Raw genomic sequence first — 18,653 nt, 5'->3', positions numbered from 1 at the left:
AGCATTTTTTATTGTTTAAAAAGTATTAATGCAATTGTGATAGGTATTTTGTATTGTTTTTAATTTAAAAACGATATATAATAAAGAATACGTATTTTAAGGTAGACATATTATGATAGACAAAGGACAAGAAGATGAATTTATGAAGCAGTATATGGATACTTGCAAAGAGCAAATAGAAAAATTAGCCAAGGATCCTGAATTGCTTAATCAGACTTTAAAACCATTTATGCAAATGTCCCAGCAGCTTATGGCTGGCGGTATGTTAGAAGGGGCTATGCCTGGCATGGTACCTGATTTGGGTAGTATGGATGTTAACAAGATGATTGCTCAGATGAAGGAAATGATTGACTACATAAGAGGTAACTATAAGGAACTAATGAAAGAACATAGCTCGCAGATTCAAGAGCTTGATGAATCCAGTAAAAAGCTAAGAGGCTTAGTTAAAAAATTGATAGAAAAGATCGAAAGTAAATAAACAATATCTAACGCAAGTCTCTTCTGTCATTCTATGCACAGCTGCATAAGTGTCTAGTGACCTTACCCAGAAAAAGTAGAGAGAAAGTTAAGACGTTTTTGGAGTAAAATAAAACGTTTTTTCAAAATATGGCAAATAGAAGCAGCAGGATTCAAATTAGAAGCTGTTAAGCTGGTTAAAGAAACAGAAGTAAAAAAATAGCAAAAGATCTAGGCATAGATGGCAGTATGTTAAGTAAATGGGTAAGAAAATATGATGGAAAAATGTCAGAAGCATACGCATTTCCAGACAAAGGCTCCTTATGACAAAGAAAGATTTGATCTAAAAAAAGAACTAGCAAGAGTAACAAGAGAAAGAGACATTTAAAAAAAAGCCCTGACCAAACAAAAAGAGTAAAGTATTCTTTTATATAGAAATTACTATAAAATACAGGAACTATGTAGGGTTTTAGACATATCTGCTGGTGGTTATTATAAATGGGTTGCTAAGGGAAAAAGCAGTAAGGAATTAGCAAGAGATGGGCTTCTAGCAGATATTCAAAAAAAGCATCCAAATGCAGATCCCTAAAATTCACGCTGAATTAAAAGCTTTAGGCAAAAATTAAAACAGTACAAAGTGTTATGCAGAAAAATGGTATTCGGGCTATATTGAGAAGAAAATTTAAAACTAAGAAGCAACAAACGGACAATAGAGTCGTAGCTCTCAATATATTAGACCAAAACTTTATTGTCGATCAACCAAATAAAATATGGGATTACTTATATAAAAACCAAAGAAGGATGACTATATTTGGCAGGATCTATATTCACGCATGGTAGTTAATGAGCAGTTCAATAAATAAACAATTGGTTGTTGACTCTTTATTGATGGCCGTTAATAAGCGCAAACCCGATAAAAATCTGCTGTTACATAGCGATCAAGGGTCACAGTATACCTCTCAAAATTACCAATTTCTATTGAATACAAAAAACATCATTTCCAGCATGAGCCATAAGGGATGTTGTTACGATAACTCTGTTGCAGAAAAGTTCACTCAAAAGGGAGCTGCTTATTGATACTTCTCGCTCAACAAACCAGAACTGCCATATTTGAATACATAGAAATCTTTTATAACAAACAACGTAGGCATTCTACTATTAATTATTGCATTCCTGCACAATTTATTCTCATGACAAAAACGTCTTAATTTTCTCTCCACTTTTTCTGGGTAAGGTCAGTCTGAAAGAACGAGAAAATTAATAGAAAGTGTTGGATGTAAAGTTTTATTTTTGCCGCCATACTCGCCTGATTTAAATCCAATTGAGAAGTTCTGGTTTGCCATCAAGCATGCCATAAAAAAAAGCGCTGCCAAGCTTTTGGCCCGATATCAATTCGGCTATTGATTTTGTTTTTCAGCACTCGGGGAAACCTTACTTAGGTTAGCTATATACAGCATATTTATAAGTATAATAAGATTATATTAAAATTTACTTACTTATTAATATGCTTGATTAGATATAAGTAAAATGTCATATGGGATGGCTTTGTTAGCTGCTTTAGGTGGTGATAAATGGATAGTCAAGCAAAATTACATTTGTAACTTTACTTGACTTGTCCGTTTTTTTATATCTTTATTACAATCATAACCTCTAGCCCTAAATTACACCTCTTGCTGTATTAGATGGACGTAGAACAGGACCCAATTTTGTGTTTAGTTGTTCTGGAAGACTTTCTAAAAGATCCATAACTAGTTTTGGCTGCTCAGGCTCAGCAGAATCAAGATTACTGCTTGGTTGTGAATCTTTCGGTTGCACGGTAGAGCAAGCTTCTTCGTATGATGGTGGTTGTTGTACTTCTGAAAGATTTGGGTACAACCTTGGCTGCTTAGGTCCATCGTATGGTGGTGCCGAAGGTTTTTTACCATAATCGCCTACTTCTGTTTCTTCTTGTTCTAATTTCTTCACATCTTCAGTATTAGTTGCTTTATCTACATATTTTGGTCCTTCTATAAAGTCTTGCATTTCTTTTGCAAAACTATGCTCTAGATAACAACTTGCTAAGTAAGCTACACCTGCTATTATAAGCGTTAATGCCATAACAATGAAAGGTGAAACTGCTATATACCTAAAAACCGTTACTTCATGCATACTCATATGAGTGGGTGGGTTAATGGCTATTATTATTGGGAGAAAGAAGAATACAGAAGTAAGCATTAATATTATAGCAGTGATACCTAAACATCCTAATGCTACTTCTTTTAATAATCCTCCGTTTTTCTTTTTATTATTAAGGCTTTGATATATTTCATGAATGTTAGTGTTGTTAGTATAGTCTTCTAGTTCTTTTGAAATCTCAGCCTTTAATTCTTTAACCTCATTTTCTAGTATAGAATAGTATTTTTGCTTCAATTGATCACTCAATACTGATTTACCGTCACTAAGAACATTTAAAATGTCTTGTTTGCATACCTCAATTTTTTTAGAAATTTTAGAATTGTTTTGTAGCTCCGCTTCTTGTATATCTTGATCCATTTTGGCCTGTAATTTTTTACTGATCTCATCAAAATCTTTAGATAAATTCCTGTGAACAAGGTATTTTAATATAATAGGTAAAGCTAGTGCATTTCCTCTATAAAGTGAAGATAAAAGCTGCAAAGCGAAAGAATTAGGTATTGCTTCTCTTGGTAGAGTTAAAGTTTCATTGTATCCATGTTCGATAACTAACTTTACTGAAGGTTCTTTGAACCTTTTTCTATCATCTATATGAAATACCCCTTTAGCAAAGAAGTTTTCTAATTTCTCAAAAGGACAACAGTTTTTCTCTAATTTTACTTTTATAATACTGCTTAACATTGCAACCTCACTAATTATTTTATGCACGCAGTTTAACACTATTTTAATTATTTGTCAAAAGAGTGTAATTATTAACTATAATATTTAATTAATAAGGCTTTGTTTTTTTTAATAAGAAGCAATCTAAGATAGACGGCTGCTATAGCTAAAGTGGCTTAGGTTTACCGATAATTTGAAAAACAACAAATTCGTCATCCCGCTACTTGTTAGCGGAATCTATCCTTGGCGGTATGACGTAGGAAAACCTTTCTTGGGTTAGGTGTGCCGTAGAGACACAAAGAATGTTCAAGTAAGAGCAAACTAAGTGCAAAAGCTACGCAATAGATGAGGGTGGGCCCCTCGGAGCCGGTTTACAAGAGCAGGCTTCAAACAACTATAAGCTGCTTTGGCAAGGTAGTGAGCGTTATGGAAAAGGCACAATTATATGTCATGTAAGGAATGGAGAGATGAACGAAAGTGAACCACTGATGAAGTGTCGAAACCTTTTAAATGACGTCAAAACCAGGGGTCTAACTTAACCTGGGATAAATCTATCGGGAGCTTGTTTACCGGATAGGTGGCGTCCGGCATAGAGGTGGCGTGAATCTATTTTGGGCTATTGCGTGGAACTGCGGGAACCTGTCGTTTCGATGATAAGGGAGAAATCCAAGGAGCTAAACTCCAAGGGTGAGAGTACCGATGCGAAAAACAGGGGCGCGTAGTAGTGAAGAAGTCTCTGTAATGGAAATGGAGCGAAGGGATTTAGTTTTAATTGTTTTGTCAACCAGAAATGGGATGAGCAATTGATTAAAACAGAGTCCTTGATTATGCTATAATTAGTAGCAAGGGCCGAATAATGGGAGCTGTGTGAGTCGAGAGGGTGCGCCGTGGTACGCATTAAGAAATACTTAGCAGAGCTAAGCGGGGTTCAGAATAAATGGCCTCGAGGTGAACAACTAACTTTAACCCGAAAGGGAAGGAGGACAAGAGCATGTATGTAAAGCGAGAGTTATCTGAAGATGTGTAAGATAACGGCTTGCAACACCTGATCAATATGGTTAAAGCTAAACTGCTTGAATTCTAATCTTCAGGGGTGGGACTTCACATCCATGGGTATCGCATTTAAAACCCCATGTCTACGGTAAGCACAGATTAAACTTTCGTTTGTGTGACATTCTGGCTGTAGAACAATAAGTAGTGAACTTATTTAAGAGGATGAATGGAAAACCTAAGTTGATCTAGAACAGTTCTTAGTGACGGAACATGGGATGACCTAAGGAACGCGAGTTCTATGGTTACGGAGTCATCGTAGTAGTCGTGAAAGTAACGAATCACCGGGGAGCGTGGGAAAGCCACATACAGGGCAAAGGGTGACAGATAATTGAATGTTGAAATTGGGAGGTACGCAAGATGCGGAAAGCTGAAACAATACTTAACATTATACGTGAACGTGGACAAAGAAATTTGCCGGTTAAAAACGTATATCGCCTACTTTATCAGCGTGATCTTTACCTTCGAGCGTATGGCAAACTTTGTCGTAATAAAGGTGCTATGACAGAAGGTGTGACAACTGAAACAGTTGATGGTATGTCTTTGGAGAAAATCGATAAAATCATAGAGGATTTACGCTATGAGCGATATCGGTGGACACCAGTAAAACGTATCTATATTTTAAAGAAGAGTGGTAAACGCAGGCCGTTAGGATTGCCAACATGGTCAAATAAGTTACTTCAAGAAGTAATCCGATTAATATTGGAAGCCTACTATGAGCCTAAATTTAGTGAATGTTCACATGGATTTCGACCAAAGCGTGGATGCCACACTGCATTAAGAGCAGTAATGCAAAAAGGCAGAGGTACAAAATGGTTTATAGAGGGAGATCTCAGTGCATGTTATGACTCAATTGATCATACTATGTTGTTGAAAATACTGAGTGAAAGCTTCCAAGATAACCGTTTTATTCAGCTAATCAATCGACTGCTAAAAGCAGGATATATGGAAAATTGGAAGTACAATAAGAGTCATAGTGGGGTACCACAAGGTTCTATTATCGGTCCAATTTTGAGTAACATATTACTCGATCGGTTAGATAAACATGTGGAACATATACTAATACCAGCAAATAACCGAGGTAAGCGAAGAAAGACAAATCCAAAATATTTAAGGTTAACCATGCAAGTATCGATGATGAGAAAACAAGGGAACTGGGATCAAGCAAAACAACTGCGTCAATTAGTGCAGGGTATGCCATCTAAGGATTCTTGTGATCTAAATTATCGACGTCTTTGGTATGTTAGGTATGCTGATGATATTCTGGTAGGGTTTGCAGGACCAAAAAATGAAGCTGAACAAATTAAAAATGAGATTGCTAAATTCCTCAATGAGGAGCTCAAACTTATGCTTAATGAAGATAAAACGCTTATTACACACGCGTGTGATAGCAAAGCCAATTTTTTAGGTTATAAAATACACGTCTTGCATGCAGATGATAAACATGATCATCGGACACAACGATGTATTAACGGTAGTATTGGGTTACGTGTACCACATCATATAAAGCAGAAAAAGTGTTCTGAATATATGCGTTGTGGAAAGCCTATACATTTACCTCAACGTACACTTGATACAGCTTACAGTATTGTTGCTCAGTATCAAACTGAATATCGAGGAATTGTACAATATTACAAAATGGCCTACAACCTTCACACACTAAGTTATTTGAAGTATGTGATGGAAGTATCATTAGTAAAGACTTTAGCATCTAAATACAAAACAACTTGCAGGAAAATTTATAGAAAATTTGGTGCAATGATTGAAAACGACGAAGGTGAAAAACGAAAAGTCATCCAAGTCAGAGTAGATCGTTTACCATCAAAGATACCATTAATTACACACTTTGGTGCTGTGTCACTAAAATGGAATAAATGGGTAAGTATAAGTGATAACCTTATACCAATATGGAATAAGCGTAGTGAAATAGAGCAAAGACTATTGGCACAAACTTGTGAATTATGTAAATCACAAGAGCAGATTGAAGTACATCACGTACGTAAACTTGCTGATTTGCTAGGTAAACGTAATACTGAGCTACCGAAATGGAAAAAGAGAATGATTGAACGACAGAGGAAGACTCTTGTTGTTTGTCATGAATGCCATAAGAAAATCCAATATGGAAAATATGATGGTGACTCCTTAAAACGTTAGATTATTGGAGAGCCACGTGATACGGAAACGATCATGCGTGGTTCGGAGAGGGGTTGTTGGAAAAGTACTTAACAAGTAACTCGCTGGCTGCCCACTCTACTTCATGCACAGTTCTGTGAGAGGCTGGCGGGGAAGGTCCGCCGGTCTACTCTCCCTATATTTCAGAGTGCTCCTGTTATGAGCTGATGTCCAACTGTCATTTTACAGCTTAGCTTGCTTAGGTAATGCAGAAATAAGAGGTGCCCAATATAAACCAGCCTAAATCAACTTTAATGTCTGGATATCGTACTATTTTACATAACATGCCATTATGAATATATATTTTTATGATTGCGTTATCATTTATTTAACAAAGTATTAGTATAATCTATCTACTGGATTAAATGGAGAAAGTTGAATGAGTAAATTACCGAACAATGCAAAAATAGGTAAATCCCAGGTTACTCAGTGGGAGGTAATAAAAAATTGTGAATATGCTGATAATTGCTTATCAAAAATAGTAACTTTATACGTTATTAGAATAACTCAGCTATCAGATTTTTATACAAATGACGAACCTGAAATTAACACTGTTTTAGCAAGAATAAGCGTGACAAGTGAAAATGTATTTTTAAACAAGGCTACTACTATTGAAGTTATGGAAGGTATTTTTCCGTATAAATTCAACAGCAAGAAGAGAAATAACATACTAAGGTTAGAAGATTTACATAATTATTTATGTTCTATTGTTAACAATAGCCTTCCAAAAGAGATGCTTGAAAGTCTTGTAAGGGAATATAAGGATGCTGTTAACTTATTTAAAGCAATTACTTAACTGAACGTAGTATTTTTAAGATTTTATTTTCTATTTCAGAAATGCCGCTTTCAAGATCTTTATCTATCAGATACATGGTAGAGAAATATGTTTTCTGCTTACTTTCAACATTGATAGTTAAAGTTCCAGGAGTGATTGTAACCGAATTGGCAAATAACGCAATGCTTTCATCATTATGCCCTTTGCATTTTCTTAGGATAATGATTGGCTCAAGCTTAGATTTGAGTCGTAGCACCTTTTTTGTTACATAAACACTTGATAAAATGATTTGGTACATTAACCATGGTATATAACTTACTAACTTATAAAACGACAGTCTACTCGTACCATTTAAAATCTGGCTAAGAGCTCTTTCAGCGTTTATCAACCTTCTAAAGATAAATAATGTGAATATAGAGGAAAACACTCCACAAAAAATAAAAAATGGCTCAAAATAACCAGACAATACAGTCCATAGAGAAAATAAAATTACAAATGATAGAGAAAAAAACTTGATTTTTTGCCTAAGGTTCATGGTTTGCAGTATAACTTAAATGATTTTTTAAGGAAAGATATATTATGAATTAAGTCAAAAACTCTGTAATATATTGAAGCTTAAAGATATCTTTAGATATGGAAGTTATTGCAGAAAATAGGAAAGCAAGGTTTGAATATTTCATCTTAGAAGAATTTGAAGCGGGTATGGTCTTATTAAGCAGTGAAGTTAAATCGCTAAGAGAAAGAAAAGTAAATATTTCCGACGCCTACGTTATCGAAAAGAATAGCGAAATATGGCTGCACAATATGCATATTGCAGAATATAAAGCTGCAAACCGAAAAAATCATAAACCAAAAAGGGAACGTAAACTGCTTTTACATAAAAAAGAGATAAACAAACTAATTGGTCAAATCAAAACCGCTGGGATAACTGTTGTGCCGCTTTCGATCTATTTTAATGATAAAGGATTTGCAAAAACTAAAATTGCCATTGTAAAAGGAAAAAAACTCTACGATAAGAGAGCAACCATAAAACAGAGAGAGTGGGATCGTGAAAAAAGTAGATTGTCTAAGAATAATTTATAGCAAAATATGTCTTTAAATCCAGTAATTTTCAGCATCGGTCCTGTTTCTATATATTGGTATTCCTTAGCTTACGTTTTGGGTATAGTGTCTGCATATTGGTATTTACACAAGCTAGACGACCAAAAAATATTTACTAAGAATTTTTACGATTCGTTATTAACAGCCACTATTGTAGGCATTATCCTTGGAGGTAGACTTGGCTACGTATTGATATATGATCCAGTTCTTTATATAAGCAACCCTATCGAGATATTGAAGACCTGGGAAGGAGGAATGTCATTTCATGGTGGTGCTATAGGAGTTTTGCTTGCAGTAATAATTTCGTGTAAAAGACATAACATTCCTATATTTTATGCACTGGACCTAGTTTCTTGCGGAGTTCCCATAGGTTTATTTTTAGGTCGCATAGGCAATTTTATAAACGGAGAGTTATTTGGCAGAGTTACAACTATGCCATGGGGTATGGTATTTCCAGAAAGTGGTGATAATTTGCTGCGTCATCCAAGCCAGCTTTATGAGGCACTTTTTGAAGGACTGCTACTTTTTGCAGTTGCAAATTCACTGTTTTTCTTGACTAGAATAAGACTGTATCACGGTGCGTTAACTGGTATTGCAGTTATGTGGTATGGAGTAGCACGTTTTTTCGTTGAGTTTTTTCGCGAACCAGACTATCAAATTGGCTATTTGTGGCTTGATTTAACTATGGGGCAGTTGCTTTCTATACCTATGGTTTTGCTAGGAATGCTTGTATATCTAGGCGCATTAAATTTAAAATTTAATACGAAATCTGTTACATAGAGGAAAGGTGAGTTTAATAGAAAAATGTAGCCAGAAACCCTACATCATGCACAATTGTACGAATTTTCTGCGTTGCAGTAGAATGAATGTGAGATCCGGTGTCATTCCAGCGTGTGACGCTAGGCCATAAAACTTGCTTGACAAACTCCGCCAGCCCCCTTATTATGACAATAAGGGTATTTCTGACTCAAAACTTGTTTTTGACCTGCAGGCTCAATGACAAAATTCAGTAAAAAACTCAGGGTATTTTTTGGCGGATTACATAAAATTATAGCGGCTGCATGTCTTTTTTATTTTTTCTACATTCAGCCAAATCGCGCTTATTTTAAGCGTTAGCACATTATTACAGCGCCACTTACAGTAATATAGAGTCAAAACTCGCACCACGGGGCTTCTTTTGCCTTTTTTTTATTTGGTAAATTTCTTAATGTTTCTAGCTAAAGCAATTTAAGAGACCGAAAATGGTGTCATTCCAGCGCGTGACGCTGGAATCTAGTCTTTATTATGCAGCCACTTATTTAAAGTTAAGTTTTCTGGATCCAAGTAGTCAAGCTACTCGGATGACACCTTGACGATTTGAAGAATCGTTATCCCGCTACGTGTTAGCGGGATCTATGCTAAGAGATACCGCGAATGAATCGCGGTATGACGGTCTGCGGCGATATGACGGTTCGCGGTGGCATGACGATAACTTCGTCATCCCGCTACGTGTTAGCGGGATCTCTTGTTAGCGGATGAGATACCGCGGCGGTATGACGGTCTGCGGCGGTATGACAATTAAGCAATTCGTCATCCCGCTACTTATTAGCGGGATCTATGCCAAGAGATACCGTGAATAAATCACGGTATGACGTCTCGCTTGCAACCTATAGCCTTGTCATTCCAGTGCTCCTTTTTTTGTCATCCCAGCGTCACGCGCTGGTTTCAACATTATATCATGGACAAAATAAACTTTCTAAAATTCATTGAACTGTGCTTTCAAACGGTGGTACCGGGGTGTGAGTATAATGATTATCAGCATATAAAAGTCATAGCAGACAGACTTGAAGCGGCAAATGTTGGCAAAATGTGTCAAGGAAGTTTTTCGTTTCTATGATCTACTTGGCTCTCTGTTATAATGTTCGTTTGCTTGACCTAAGATCCAGGAGTATTTAAACTGAACCCTATACAGTGCTAAAAATGATAGGAAATCTAAGCGGAATAGTTGATGAAGTGCGCAGTGATCACATAATCCTGAATGTGAATGATGTTGGCTATATGGTGTATCTCTCAGCCAAAACTTTAAATGCATGTTCCATCGGAAGTAGAGTTAAATTACTTATCGAAACCTATGCAAATAACAGAGAAAATGTCGCTCAGCTATATGGTTTTATAAGCAAAGAAGAACAGCAGTGCTTGAGGTTGCTTGTTAAAGTAAGTGGTGTTAGCTATAAAACTGCAATGTCAATTTTGAGTAAATTAACTCCAGAACAGCTGTTTTTGGCAATTATGAATGAAGATAAAGTAGCACTCAAGATGAGTGGACTTGGCATGAAACTCATAAATCGAATCATCACTGAATTAAGTGGCAAAGTGAGTAAATTAGAAATAAATAACAATAATTTTCATCCAATCAATGAAGATGCCCTTTCAGCATTGATCAATCTTGGGTATGAAAAAATGAAAGCTTATGATACGATAAAAAAAATACAAGACGAATCGTCAAATCTGGACACCAAGGATATTATTCGCATGGCGCTTAAAACATTATGAAATCAATATCGTGCGATAAAGAATATACTGAAGATGTGCGCAATATCAACATCAGACCTGAACAACTTGATGATTTTGTCGGGCAAAAAGACTTAATACAAAATTTAAAAGTGTTTATAAATGCTGCACAGACAAGAACTGAAGCCTTAGATCACGTTTTATTGTATGGTCCCCCAGGACTTGGCAAAACAACTTTAGCACAAATTGTTTCTAAAGAATTAAGGGTCAGCTTCCGCGCAACTTCTGGTCCTTTACTTAGTAAAGCTGGGGACTTGGCTGCAGTGCTTACCACTTTAAATGCAAAAGATGTTCTATTTATCGACGAAATCCATAGATTAAATCGCAGCATCGAAGAAGTTTTATATACTGCTATGGAAGATTTTTGCTTGGACATATTAGTAGGTGAAGGTCCATCTACTCGCACTTTAAGGATAGATCTACCACCATTTACGTTAATCGGAGCAACTACACGGCTTGGATTACTTTCTGCACCACTCAGAGATCGTTTTGGCATTCCCTTGCATCTTGAGTTTTATTCTTTTGAAGAACTGGTTAATATTATAAAAAGAGGCGCAAGAGTTCTTTCTACTGAAATTGAAGAAAATGCAGCACGGGAAATTGCCTGCCGTGCACGTGGCACTCCAAGAATTGCTTTGAGGTTACTCAGAAGAATAAGGGATTTTGTTGAAGTGAAAGATGATAAAAAAATCACTTATGAAGTCGCTGATTCTGTATTGCTAAAATTGGGTGTAGACAAAATGGGACTCAATAAACTTGATATGCATTATCTAAGATTTTTATTCAACACCTCAGGACCTGTTGGAATTGACACCATATCTATTGCGCTATCCGAGGATGTTGGCAATATTGAAGAAACAGTAGAACCTTATTTAATCAAAATTAGTTTTGTAAAGCGCACACCAAGGGGGCGCGTTCTAACTGATCAAGCAAAGGAGTATTTGAGCCTTTAATATTAGAGAGCTTTTTTACCATAATTCAATTATATATTGATTGGCATAATATCATATACTGGCATTTTTGTGTATAAAGGCATATATGTTAAATAGCACTGAAACTGTAGTTCAAATTAAAACTTCTCCATTTCGTATTCGCTAGTTATGCTATTCTAACTAATTAAGCTATGGTTTGTGGTAATAGGAAAAAACTGGATTCCAGCGTCACGCGCTACCCTATGAGTGCTGCTTGCGTATATTCTCTCTTTCACCATCTCAGTGTTTCTTTCTTATTATGCCAGTACCATTTTCTTGTCATTCAAGTAGCTCCCCTTCTTGTCATCCCAGTGCTTGACACTGGGATCCAGAAATTCTTAAACTGAATTCTATATAGAACCTCAGAACAAAAATAAAAAATGGGTAGCACAATACTACCAAGAAATTTCTACGAGCGGCCGACCTTAACTGTAGCTGGAGAGTTATTGGGAAAAGTCCTCAAATTTTCTAACTTTAGTGGAATAATAACCGAAGTTGAAGCCTATATAGGAATGAATGACCCAGCTTGTCACGCGGCAAGAGGCTATACTAACCGAACCTCAGTAATGTTTGGTATGCCGGGGTTTTCATACGTGTATTTTATATATGGAATGTATTACTGTTTAAATATTGTAACAGAAGCAGAAGGGTTCCCAGCAGCAGTGTTAATACGGGGATTAAAGCTCATTGAACCGCTTGAAGCAAACTTAGGCGGACCAGGAATATTGTGCAAAAGATTAAACATTACAAAAGAACACAATAAACTGGACCTTACTATAAGCCACAAATTTTGTGTTTATGAATCTCATCTCAACCCGGATTATGTGTGCACTCCAAGAATCGGAATTAGTAAAGGCCAAGAGAAATTTTGGCGGTTTAAGATTTTCTAAACTTAAGATCTTGCGTAGACTATTTGCCAATCGGATAATCACCAGTGAAACAAGCATCGCAATATTGTGGTGTAGCATTGTTACGCACCTCTCCTTTAACAGCCTGATATAGTCCATCAATACTCAAGAAGGCTAGGCTATCTACTCCTATAACTTCCTTAATTTCCTCTACAGATTTATTTGCAGCAATTAAATCTTTGCACTCTGGCGTATCTATTCCATAAAAACAAGAATGCTTAATTGGTGGGCTTGAAATTTTGAGGTGAATCTCTTTTACTCCTGCATCCTTTAGCATAACTATTATATTTCTGAGCGTACTACCACGCACTATACTATCATCTATTAAAATTATGTTTTTACCTTTCAAAGTGTGCTTATTAGCATTGAATTTTAATTTTATTCTAACTTTACGTACTTCAGCGGTTGGTTGTATAAAAGTTCTTCCTATGTAATGATTACGAATTATCCCCAGTTCCATAGGTAATCCTGAATGCTTTGCATATCCAATAGCTGCAGGTATTCCAGAATCAGGTATTGGTACAACCATATTTACATTGTTTTTTGGTGGGCTCTCTTCTGCAAGTATTCTTCCTATTTCTTTTCTTATATCATATATGGACCTATTCTCCATTATGCTGTCTGGTCTCGAAAAGTAAACGTATTCAAAAATACAAAAACTTGATTTTTGCTGTGGGAAAGGAAACATTGAGGCTAGCTTACTATCCGAACTGATGGTAACTAATTCGCCTGGTTCTATTTCTCTAACAAACTCTGCATTTATTATATCAAGAGCACAAGTTTCAGATGCAAGAACGTAAGAACCGTTTAACTTTCCTAAAACAAGAGGCCTGATTCCAGATGGATCACGTACTCCAATAACTACTTCTTGATTGATTGCCACAAAAGAATAAGCACCTTGTATTTGCTTTAATGCATATATAAAACTCTCTAAAAAGCTATCTTTTTCACCGCTTGCTGTCAGATGCACTACTACTTCTGTATCAATATCTGACTGAAAAATGCACTCTTGTTTAATTAATTGTTCGCGTATCGGAGAAATATTAATTAAATTACCATTATGTGCTATGGCAAAATCCCCAAATTTGCCACTTTTGCCAAGCATGGGCTGCACTCCAAATTTACTACCACTTGTTGAGTATCGAACGTGACCTATTGCACAATCTCCAGGTAAGGGTTTCTTTATTTCATCTATATCATCAAATACGCTGCTCACTTGACCTTGAAAGTGATAAGAGTGCAGCTTATCGTTGTTACTGGTTACTACGCCAAAAGACTCTTGACCTCTATGCTGCAAAGCGTGGAGAGCAAGTATAGAGTTAAATGCAGCATCGTTATTGCAGCTTATACCAAATACTCCACATTCCTCACGCATTTCATCTAGCATAAAAACTATTAAGTAAAGTTTAATTTTACTTTAGCATAGGTGAAATACAAGCATTTTGTTGTTCATCTGCTTTTATTGCCAGCAATAATCCTATGCATATCAAGCTTGCAGCAGTTGTACTTCCTCCATAGGAAAGAAATGGCAGTGGATCGCCTATCACAGGCAAGAGGCCTATTGACATTCCAATGTTTATAAAAAAATGAGCGCCAAAAAAAGCAAAAATCCCGATAGATACTAACTTAGAAAAATAATTTTTCGACCTATAAGCGATAGAGAAAATTATGCCAAGTAATGAGGTATAAAGCAAAATTAAAGCCATGCTACCTAAAAAGCCCCACTCCTCACTCAGCACTGCAAAAGCAAAATCCGTACGTTTCTCCGGCAAAAATCCAAGTTGAGTTTGACTTCCGTTAACAAAGCCCTTACCAAGCAAACCTCCTGAACCAATAGCTATCTGAGATTGCTGCGCATTATAACCTATTCCAAGTGGATCCACTGATGAATCCAAAAACGACAATATCCTTTGCTTGTGATAAGGACGTAAAAAAGGCCAAATAGCCGGTACTGCAAAAATGCCAAGCGTCCCACAAATTACTAAATGAGCTCTTTTTATTACTGCTGTGAATATAATTGATGCTCCTATAAACAACATTATCACAGCTGTGCCTAAATTAGGTTGCTTTAACACCAAGAATACAGGCAAGAAAATAATTATTACCGCCTTAAGCAATCTTTTAAATTCCATCATTTTATACACACTTTGCTTATCAAAATAACGAGCAAGCGCAAGTATTAAGCCTACTTTTGCAAATTCTGATGGTTGCAAACTAATTGACCCAATTCTTATCCACCTCGTCGCACCCATTATGTGCGAGCCAAAAAAATTTACTGCTAATAGCGAAATCGCTGCTGCTATATAAAAAAAGTAGGCGTGCTTCAAATAAAAATCTAGCTCTATGAATGACATAGCTATAGCGAGTAGGAAAAAGAAGGAAAATATGACTATTTGGTGAATTGCAAATGGTACCCACTTTCCTCCAGCAGAAGAGTATTGAACAGCAATGCCAACGCAAAACAGCACTATCACGTTAATGACTAATAACCAATGAATCTTCTTCAGCCTATCCACACTTATAACCTTAAAGTATAGTAAAATATGAAACAAAGATAAAAATCAAAAAACCAACTTCTCAACTACTAACCGAATTGGAGTGCTATATATTCCAGTTACTATTGTTAAAGCTGCCATAAACAATAGACAGAAAAGCATAGGAAATGGCACATCATTAATTTTGCCTAGTGTCATTCCAGCGCTTGATGCTGCACTATTTTCAAAATACATTTTCTCTACCATCTTCCACATGTATATTAGTGCAAGAAAAGAACCGGCAGTAAAAGCTATCAGGGAAATCCACGCGCGAGATTCTATAACTGCTTTCATTATATACCATTTGCTTACAAAGCCATTTGCTAGCGGCACACCGACTAATGCTAAACTAAGTAGAGTAAACGCAAGTGCTGTATAAGGCATTGATTTCTTGAGTCCCGATAAATTCTCTATTTTTGTTGTATCAAATTTGTAAGAAATACATCCTGCAGCCATGAATAAAGATGTTTTTATTATGCTGTGGTTTACTATGTGAAGAATTGCTGCAAATACACCTGTTTTTGAGTTAAAACTCAGTGCTAAAATTATATAACCAATTTGGCTGACACTAGAATTAGCAAGCAGTCTTCTTATATCTTTTGCAGTTATTGCAGATATTGACCCAAATATAACAGCGCAAAGTGCGAGGATAATTATCACGTTGCTTAGTGATGGTTTAAATAAGAAGAAATTCTGATGGAAAACAGTATAGAAGATCCTAATGAAAACATATATCATCACTTTTGTCACTGTGCCTGAAAAGAATATGCTAATGAAACTTGGCGCCTCACTATATGCATTAATCAGCCACCTGCTTAATGGAAACAGTGCCATTTTAATTGAGAGACCAACAAAAATGAACAATGTGCCAAGTTTTATGATGTTGTTATCGTATAATGGAACTATTCTTTCAGCCATGTCAGACATATTGAGCGTTCCTGTCATGGAGTACAAAAGCCCAACACCAAACAAGTAAAACGTTGCCCCTATAGTGCCACTAATTAGATATTCAAATGCTGCAACCAAGGCTTTTTTATCCCTTCCCATTGAAACTAATACATAAGAAGAAAGAGATGAAATTTCCAAAAAAACATAAAGATTGAATATGTCGTTTGTTACTAGAATTCCGAGCAGTCCGCTTAAGCACAGTAGAAATAGAGAGTAAAAACCAGTGATTTTGTTTTTGCTAATTTCTTTTTCGTTAATATAAAAGCTATAAAGCACACTTATCAGCGCTATAAAATTCACCAAAGTTAGAATCAAGGAGTTTAACACGTCGATTCTTAACTCTATGCCGTACGGAGGAGCCCAGTCTCCAAGGTGATAAGTTATAATCTCGCCTTTATATGTTTTAACGAGTAGTATCGATGAAATGATAAGAGTGATTGTTGTTGCAATAAAAGAAATAAACCAAGATACCTTGTGTTTCTTGGTAAGAAAGCAAAACATTGATGCAATTATTGGTATAATAACTTGTAAAATTGGTAATTGCATTAAATTGTTGTTAATATATCGTTAAAGTATTAGTATATATAATACTTTTTGTTTTAATACTCTTATGTTATCTAAAATTTGTAACGCAATAAAACGCCTATTACGAAGAGAAGATAAATTTGTAGGAAGAGATGAAAATGGAAATTCTTATTATGAATCAAGTAAAGGAAAAAGGTGGGTTATGTATAGCAGTGTTTCTGAGCCTACAACAGTGTCTCCGGAATGGCATATATGGCTTCACTATACTGATAATGTAGTACCAGTTAATAATAAAAAAAGAAAAGTAAAACATACTCCTAATTTAACGGGTACAAAAGATGCATACTATCCAAACCAAAAAGTGAAAAATTACTATAAAAGCTGGAGTCCTGATAACTAAAGATGCGAAGGTCAAATATACTTGAAATAACCGCTGGATTATTTGTATTAATTTTCACTATTTTTCTGGTTTTCTTTGCTATTGATAAGCTATCTTACATAAAGAAAAACTACAAGGATTGCTATAAAATATATGGTCTTTTTGCTAACGCTAACGGTATAGGAGTTGGTGATAGTGTCAAGATCTCTGGTGTGGACGTTGGAAGCATAACTGGTGTATCACTTGACAAAGCTACCTACGTAGCACGAATCGACATGTGTATAAGCAGAGACATAAAATTGCCAATTGATAGTTCAGCTCTGATCACTAGCAGTGGAGTTGTTGGCAGTAAATTTGTTAATATATCACCTGGATCAGATATTAAACTAATCTTGCACGGTGGTAAAATAGAGTATACTCAAGCTGAAGCAAATATGGGTGGAATAATGGACAGAATTCTTGGTATGTTTACGAAGTGAAAATGGCAGGATTCCAAGTATATCCGTTCAGGTGAAGCCTCCTGTAGTTCTAAAGTATTTAAGGAGTTTGCCTTATTTCTTGCCTTTTCTACCCCTTGCTAACCTATAATTGGGGTTTATAGTACAGCTTAACAGTTGCAGTGCATGTCTATCAATGATAAAATGAAGATTAATTTATTTTGATATTATGATTGGTTTACTGTTTGCCGTACTGTTGTTTTTTTGTGGTAGTGATGCACTTGCAAAACAGGAGCCACGTTCAATAGCTGGAGATAATCACATAAAGGTAATAAATTATAACCCACAAGCTATACATAAGTATACGGGTTTTTATGGTTATCAATCCAGCATATTGTTTGAACCAGGGGAGGTAATACAAAACCTTTCAATGGGTGATTCAACTGGTTGGCAACTCCTTCCTCAAGGTAACAGATTGTTTATTAAGCCTATAGATGATATTGCCGATACTAACGCAACTATAATTACCAATAAAAGAGTTTATTACTTTGAACTTCATGCTGAAGAAGCAACTGGACTAGATGATCCAAAATTAGCATATGAAGTAAGGTTTCTTTATCCATTATTTAGCAGTGATGAGATTTACACAACAAATAACGGCGATATCTTCGAACAAGCTAGTCATACCATTATTCCTGATATAAACGACATTGAAGTTGTAAAGAAGGGCTTAAATTTTAATTATTCCATCTCGCACGTTAAAGGCAGTCAGTCAATAATACCAATTAAGGTTTTTGATGACGGAAAATTTACATATCTACAATTCAATAAAATAAACTCTGATTTCCCGGCAGTTTTTATGGTTGATTCTGCAGGGTATGAGTCTTTAGTAAACTTCCGTACAGCTGACAACTACCTGATAATCGAAAGGGTGAGTTCAGTGTTTACCTTAAGGAATGGATCAAGTACAGTTTGCCTATTTAATGAAAACATGCCTTTCAAAAAAGGTAAGTGA

19 protein-coding genes and 1 pseudogene are annotated in these 18,653 nt (G+C 35.8%); 15 read left to right on the top strand and 5 right to left on the bottom strand.

What is annotated here, in order from left to right; genetic code table 11:
• The first annotated feature begins 112 nt into the window (after positions 1-112).
• The 5 genes and pseudogenes from AAGD68_RS01685 to AAGD68_RS01670 all read left to right on the top strand — a co-directional run.
• Positions 113-478 carry a hypothetical protein gene (locus tag AAGD68_RS01685; protein WP_096641498.1) on the top strand — a complete coding sequence of 122 codons (366 nt, stop codon included), beginning with the start codon at positions 113-115 and terminating at the stop codon, positions 476-478.
• Between the two features lie 620 nt (positions 479-1,098).
• Entirely contained in the window at positions 1,099-1,296 is a 198-nt protein-coding gene (locus tag AAGD68_RS01680) for a transposase (protein WP_264688017.1), read from the top strand.
• Between the two features lie 3 nt (positions 1,297-1,299).
• Positions 1,300-1,533 (top strand): DDE-type integrase/transposase/recombinase, encoded by a 234-nt coding sequence (locus tag AAGD68_RS01675; RefSeq protein WP_253307195.1) that lies wholly within the window; start codon positions 1,300-1,302, stop codon positions 1,531-1,533.
• The gene (locus AAGD68_RS06745) at positions 1,530-1,664 is read left to right on the top strand and encodes an IS3 family transposase (RefSeq protein ID WP_353272951.1); all 135 of its coding nucleotides are present in this window, start codon (positions 1,530-1,532) and stop codon (positions 1,662-1,664) included. The genes AAGD68_RS01675 and AAGD68_RS06745 overlap by 4 nt, the downstream gene beginning before the upstream one ends.
• A gap of 49 nt (positions 1,665-1,713) precedes the next feature.
• A pseudogene (locus AAGD68_RS01670) lies at positions 1,714-1,860 on the top strand (transposase); the annotation flags it as partial.
• A gap of 252 nt (positions 1,861-2,112) precedes the next feature.
• Here AAGD68_RS01670 and AAGD68_RS01665 read toward each other — a convergent pair.
• On the bottom strand, positions 2,113-3,309 hold the full coding sequence (locus AAGD68_RS01665) for a hypothetical protein (protein WP_253309138.1): 1,197 nt from the start codon (positions 3,307-3,309) through the stop codon (positions 2,113-2,115).
• 1,389 nt (positions 3,310-4,698) lie between these two features.
• Between AAGD68_RS01665 and AAGD68_RS01660 the strand changes: the two genes are divergently transcribed.
• The gene (locus AAGD68_RS01660; protein ID WP_253309139.1) at positions 4,699-6,492 is read left to right on the top strand and encodes a reverse transcriptase/maturase family protein; all 1,794 of its coding nucleotides are present in this window, start codon (positions 4,699-4,701) and stop codon (positions 6,490-6,492) included.
• Between the two features lie 397 nt (positions 6,493-6,889).
• Positions 6,890-7,306 (top strand): hypothetical protein, encoded by a 417-nt coding sequence (locus AAGD68_RS01655; RefSeq protein ID WP_253309572.1) that lies wholly within the window; start codon positions 6,890-6,892, stop codon positions 7,304-7,306.
• Here AAGD68_RS01655 and AAGD68_RS01650 read toward each other — a convergent pair.
• Positions 7,299-7,820 carry a Na+/H+ antiporter subunit E gene (locus AAGD68_RS01650; protein ID WP_253302098.1) on the bottom strand — a complete coding sequence of 174 codons (522 nt, stop codon included), beginning with the start codon at positions 7,818-7,820 and terminating at the stop codon, positions 7,299-7,301. The genes AAGD68_RS01655 and AAGD68_RS01650 overlap by 8 nt on opposite strands.
• Before the next feature lie 98 nt (positions 7,821-7,918).
• Between AAGD68_RS01650 and smpB the strand changes: the two genes are divergently transcribed.
• The 5 genes from smpB (at position 7,919) to AAGD68_RS01625 (ending at position 12,797) form a co-directional block, all read left to right on the top strand.
• On the top strand, positions 7,919-8,368 hold the full coding sequence (gene smpB, locus AAGD68_RS01645) for an SsrA-binding protein SmpB (protein WP_253309571.1): 450 nt from the start codon (positions 7,919-7,921) through the stop codon (positions 8,366-8,368).
• A 6-nt stretch (positions 8,369-8,374) separates the two neighbouring features.
• On the top strand, positions 8,375-9,166 hold the full coding sequence (gene lgt, locus AAGD68_RS01640; RefSeq protein WP_253309570.1) for a prolipoprotein diacylglyceryl transferase: 792 nt from the start codon (positions 8,375-8,377) through the stop codon (positions 9,164-9,166).
• 1,179 nt (positions 9,167-10,345) lie between these two features.
• Positions 10,346-10,918 carry a Holliday junction branch migration protein RuvA gene (gene ruvA / locus AAGD68_RS01635; protein ID WP_253309569.1) on the top strand — a complete coding sequence of 191 codons (573 nt, stop codon included), beginning with the start codon at positions 10,346-10,348 and terminating at the stop codon, positions 10,916-10,918.
• On the top strand, positions 10,915-11,889 hold the full coding sequence (ruvB, locus tag AAGD68_RS01630; protein WP_250296119.1) for a Holliday junction branch migration DNA helicase RuvB: 975 nt from the start codon (positions 10,915-10,917) through the stop codon (positions 11,887-11,889). The genes ruvA and ruvB overlap by 4 nt, the downstream gene beginning before the upstream one ends.
• 398 nt (positions 11,890-12,287) lie before the next feature.
• Positions 12,288-12,797, top strand: a complete 510-nt coding sequence (locus tag AAGD68_RS01625) for a DNA-3-methyladenine glycosylase (RefSeq protein ID WP_253309568.1) — start codon at positions 12,288-12,290, stop codon at positions 12,795-12,797.
• 19 nt (positions 12,798-12,816) lie between these two features.
• Here AAGD68_RS01625 and purF read toward each other — a convergent pair whose 3' ends face one another.
• The 3 genes from purF to AAGD68_RS01610 are packed head-to-tail and all read right to left on the bottom strand — an operon-like array spanning position 12,817 to position 16,843.
• A complete protein-coding gene (gene purF, locus AAGD68_RS01620; RefSeq protein ID WP_265045342.1) occupies positions 12,817-14,202 on the bottom strand; it encodes an amidophosphoribosyltransferase in 1,386 nt (461 codons plus the stop codon).
• 25 nt (positions 14,203-14,227) lie between these two features.
• Positions 14,228-15,331 (bottom strand): rod shape-determining protein RodA, encoded by a 1,104-nt coding sequence (gene rodA, locus AAGD68_RS01615; protein WP_253309566.1) that lies wholly within the window; start codon positions 15,329-15,331, stop codon positions 14,228-14,230.
• Between the two features lie 45 nt (positions 15,332-15,376).
• Entirely contained in the window at positions 15,377-16,843 is a 1,467-nt protein-coding gene (locus AAGD68_RS01610) for a proton-conducting transporter membrane subunit (RefSeq protein WP_265045339.1), read from the bottom strand.
• 64 nt (positions 16,844-16,907) lie between these two features.
• On the opposite strand from AAGD68_RS01610, the gene AAGD68_RS01605 reads away from it, so the two are divergent.
• The 3 genes from AAGD68_RS01605 (at position 16,908) to virB9 (ending at position 18,653) form a co-directional block, all read left to right on the top strand.
• Positions 16,908-17,222: an NADH-ubiquinone oxidoreductase subunit NDUFA12 family protein gene (locus tag AAGD68_RS01605; RefSeq protein WP_253309564.1), complete on the top strand. Its 315-nt coding sequence runs from the start codon at positions 16,908-16,910 to the stop codon at positions 17,220-17,222.
• 2 nt (positions 17,223-17,224) lie between these two features.
• Positions 17,225-17,680 (top strand): outer membrane lipid asymmetry maintenance protein MlaD, encoded by a 456-nt coding sequence (gene mlaD, locus AAGD68_RS01600; protein ID WP_264688362.1) that lies wholly within the window; start codon positions 17,225-17,227, stop codon positions 17,678-17,680.
• A gap of 187 nt (positions 17,681-17,867) precedes the next feature.
• A complete protein-coding gene (virB9, locus tag AAGD68_RS01595; protein WP_253309562.1) occupies positions 17,868-18,653 on the top strand; it encodes a P-type conjugative transfer protein VirB9 in 786 nt (261 codons plus the stop codon).

It is taken from the genome of Wolbachia endosymbiont (group A) of Machimus atricapillus (genome assembly GCF_964027095.1).
In the GTDB taxonomy this organism is placed as follows: Bacteria; Pseudomonadota; Alphaproteobacteria; order Rickettsiales; family Anaplasmataceae; genus Wolbachia.
This window is presented reverse-complemented; position numbering and strand designations above follow the sequence as displayed.

What these genes read in the sequence shown, in the direction of transcription:
- AAGD68_RS01675 (WP_253307195.1), top strand. Translation starts at nt 1,300, where the DNA reads ATGAGCAGTTCAATAAATAAACAATTGGTTGTTGACTCTTTATTGATG.
- virB9 (WP_253309562.1), top strand. Translation starts at nt 17,868, where the DNA reads ATGATTGGTTTACTGTTTGCCGTACTGTTGTTTTTTTGTGGTAGTGAT.
- smpB (WP_253309571.1), top strand. Translation starts at nt 7,919, where the DNA reads ATGGAAGTTATTGCAGAAAATAGGAAAGCAAGGTTTGAATATTTCATC.
- AAGD68_RS01665 (WP_253309138.1), bottom strand. Translation starts at nt 3,309, where the DNA reads ATGTTAAGCAGTATTATAAAAGTAAAATTAGAGAAAAACTGTTGTCCT.
- AAGD68_RS01610 (WP_265045339.1), bottom strand. Translation starts at nt 16,843, where the DNA reads ATGCAATTACCAATTTTACAAGTTATTATACCAATAATTGCATCAATG.
- AAGD68_RS01680 (WP_264688017.1), top strand. Translation starts at nt 1,099, where the DNA reads ATGCAGAAAAATGGTATTCGGGCTATATTGAGAAGAAAATTTAAAACT.
- lgt (WP_253309570.1), top strand. Translation starts at nt 8,375, where the DNA reads ATGTCTTTAAATCCAGTAATTTTCAGCATCGGTCCTGTTTCTATATAT.
- AAGD68_RS01625 (WP_253309568.1), top strand. Translation starts at nt 12,288, where the DNA reads ATGGGTAGCACAATACTACCAAGAAATTTCTACGAGCGGCCGACCTTA.
- AAGD68_RS01655 (WP_253309572.1), top strand. Translation starts at nt 6,890, where the DNA reads ATGAGTAAATTACCGAACAATGCAAAAATAGGTAAATCCCAGGTTACT.
- AAGD68_RS01605 (WP_253309564.1), top strand. Translation starts at nt 16,908, where the DNA reads ATGTTATCTAAAATTTGTAACGCAATAAAACGCCTATTACGAAGAGAA.
- AAGD68_RS01660 (WP_253309139.1), top strand. Translation starts at nt 4,699, where the DNA reads ATGCGGAAAGCTGAAACAATACTTAACATTATACGTGAACGTGGACAA.
- ruvB (WP_250296119.1), top strand. Translation starts at nt 10,915, where the DNA reads ATGAAATCAATATCGTGCGATAAAGAATATACTGAAGATGTGCGCAAT.
- ruvA (WP_253309569.1), top strand. Translation starts at nt 10,346, where the DNA reads ATGATAGGAAATCTAAGCGGAATAGTTGATGAAGTGCGCAGTGATCAC.
- purF (WP_265045342.1), bottom strand. Translation starts at nt 14,202, where the DNA reads ATGCTAGATGAAATGCGTGAGGAATGTGGAGTATTTGGTATAAGCTGC.
- mlaD (WP_264688362.1), top strand. Translation starts at nt 17,225, where the DNA reads ATGCGAAGGTCAAATATACTTGAAATAACCGCTGGATTATTTGTATTA.
- AAGD68_RS01685 (WP_096641498.1), top strand. Translation starts at nt 113, where the DNA reads ATGATAGACAAAGGACAAGAAGATGAATTTATGAAGCAGTATATGGAT.
- AAGD68_RS01650 (WP_253302098.1), bottom strand. Translation starts at nt 7,820, where the DNA reads ATGAACCTTAGGCAAAAAATCAAGTTTTTTTCTCTATCATTTGTAATT.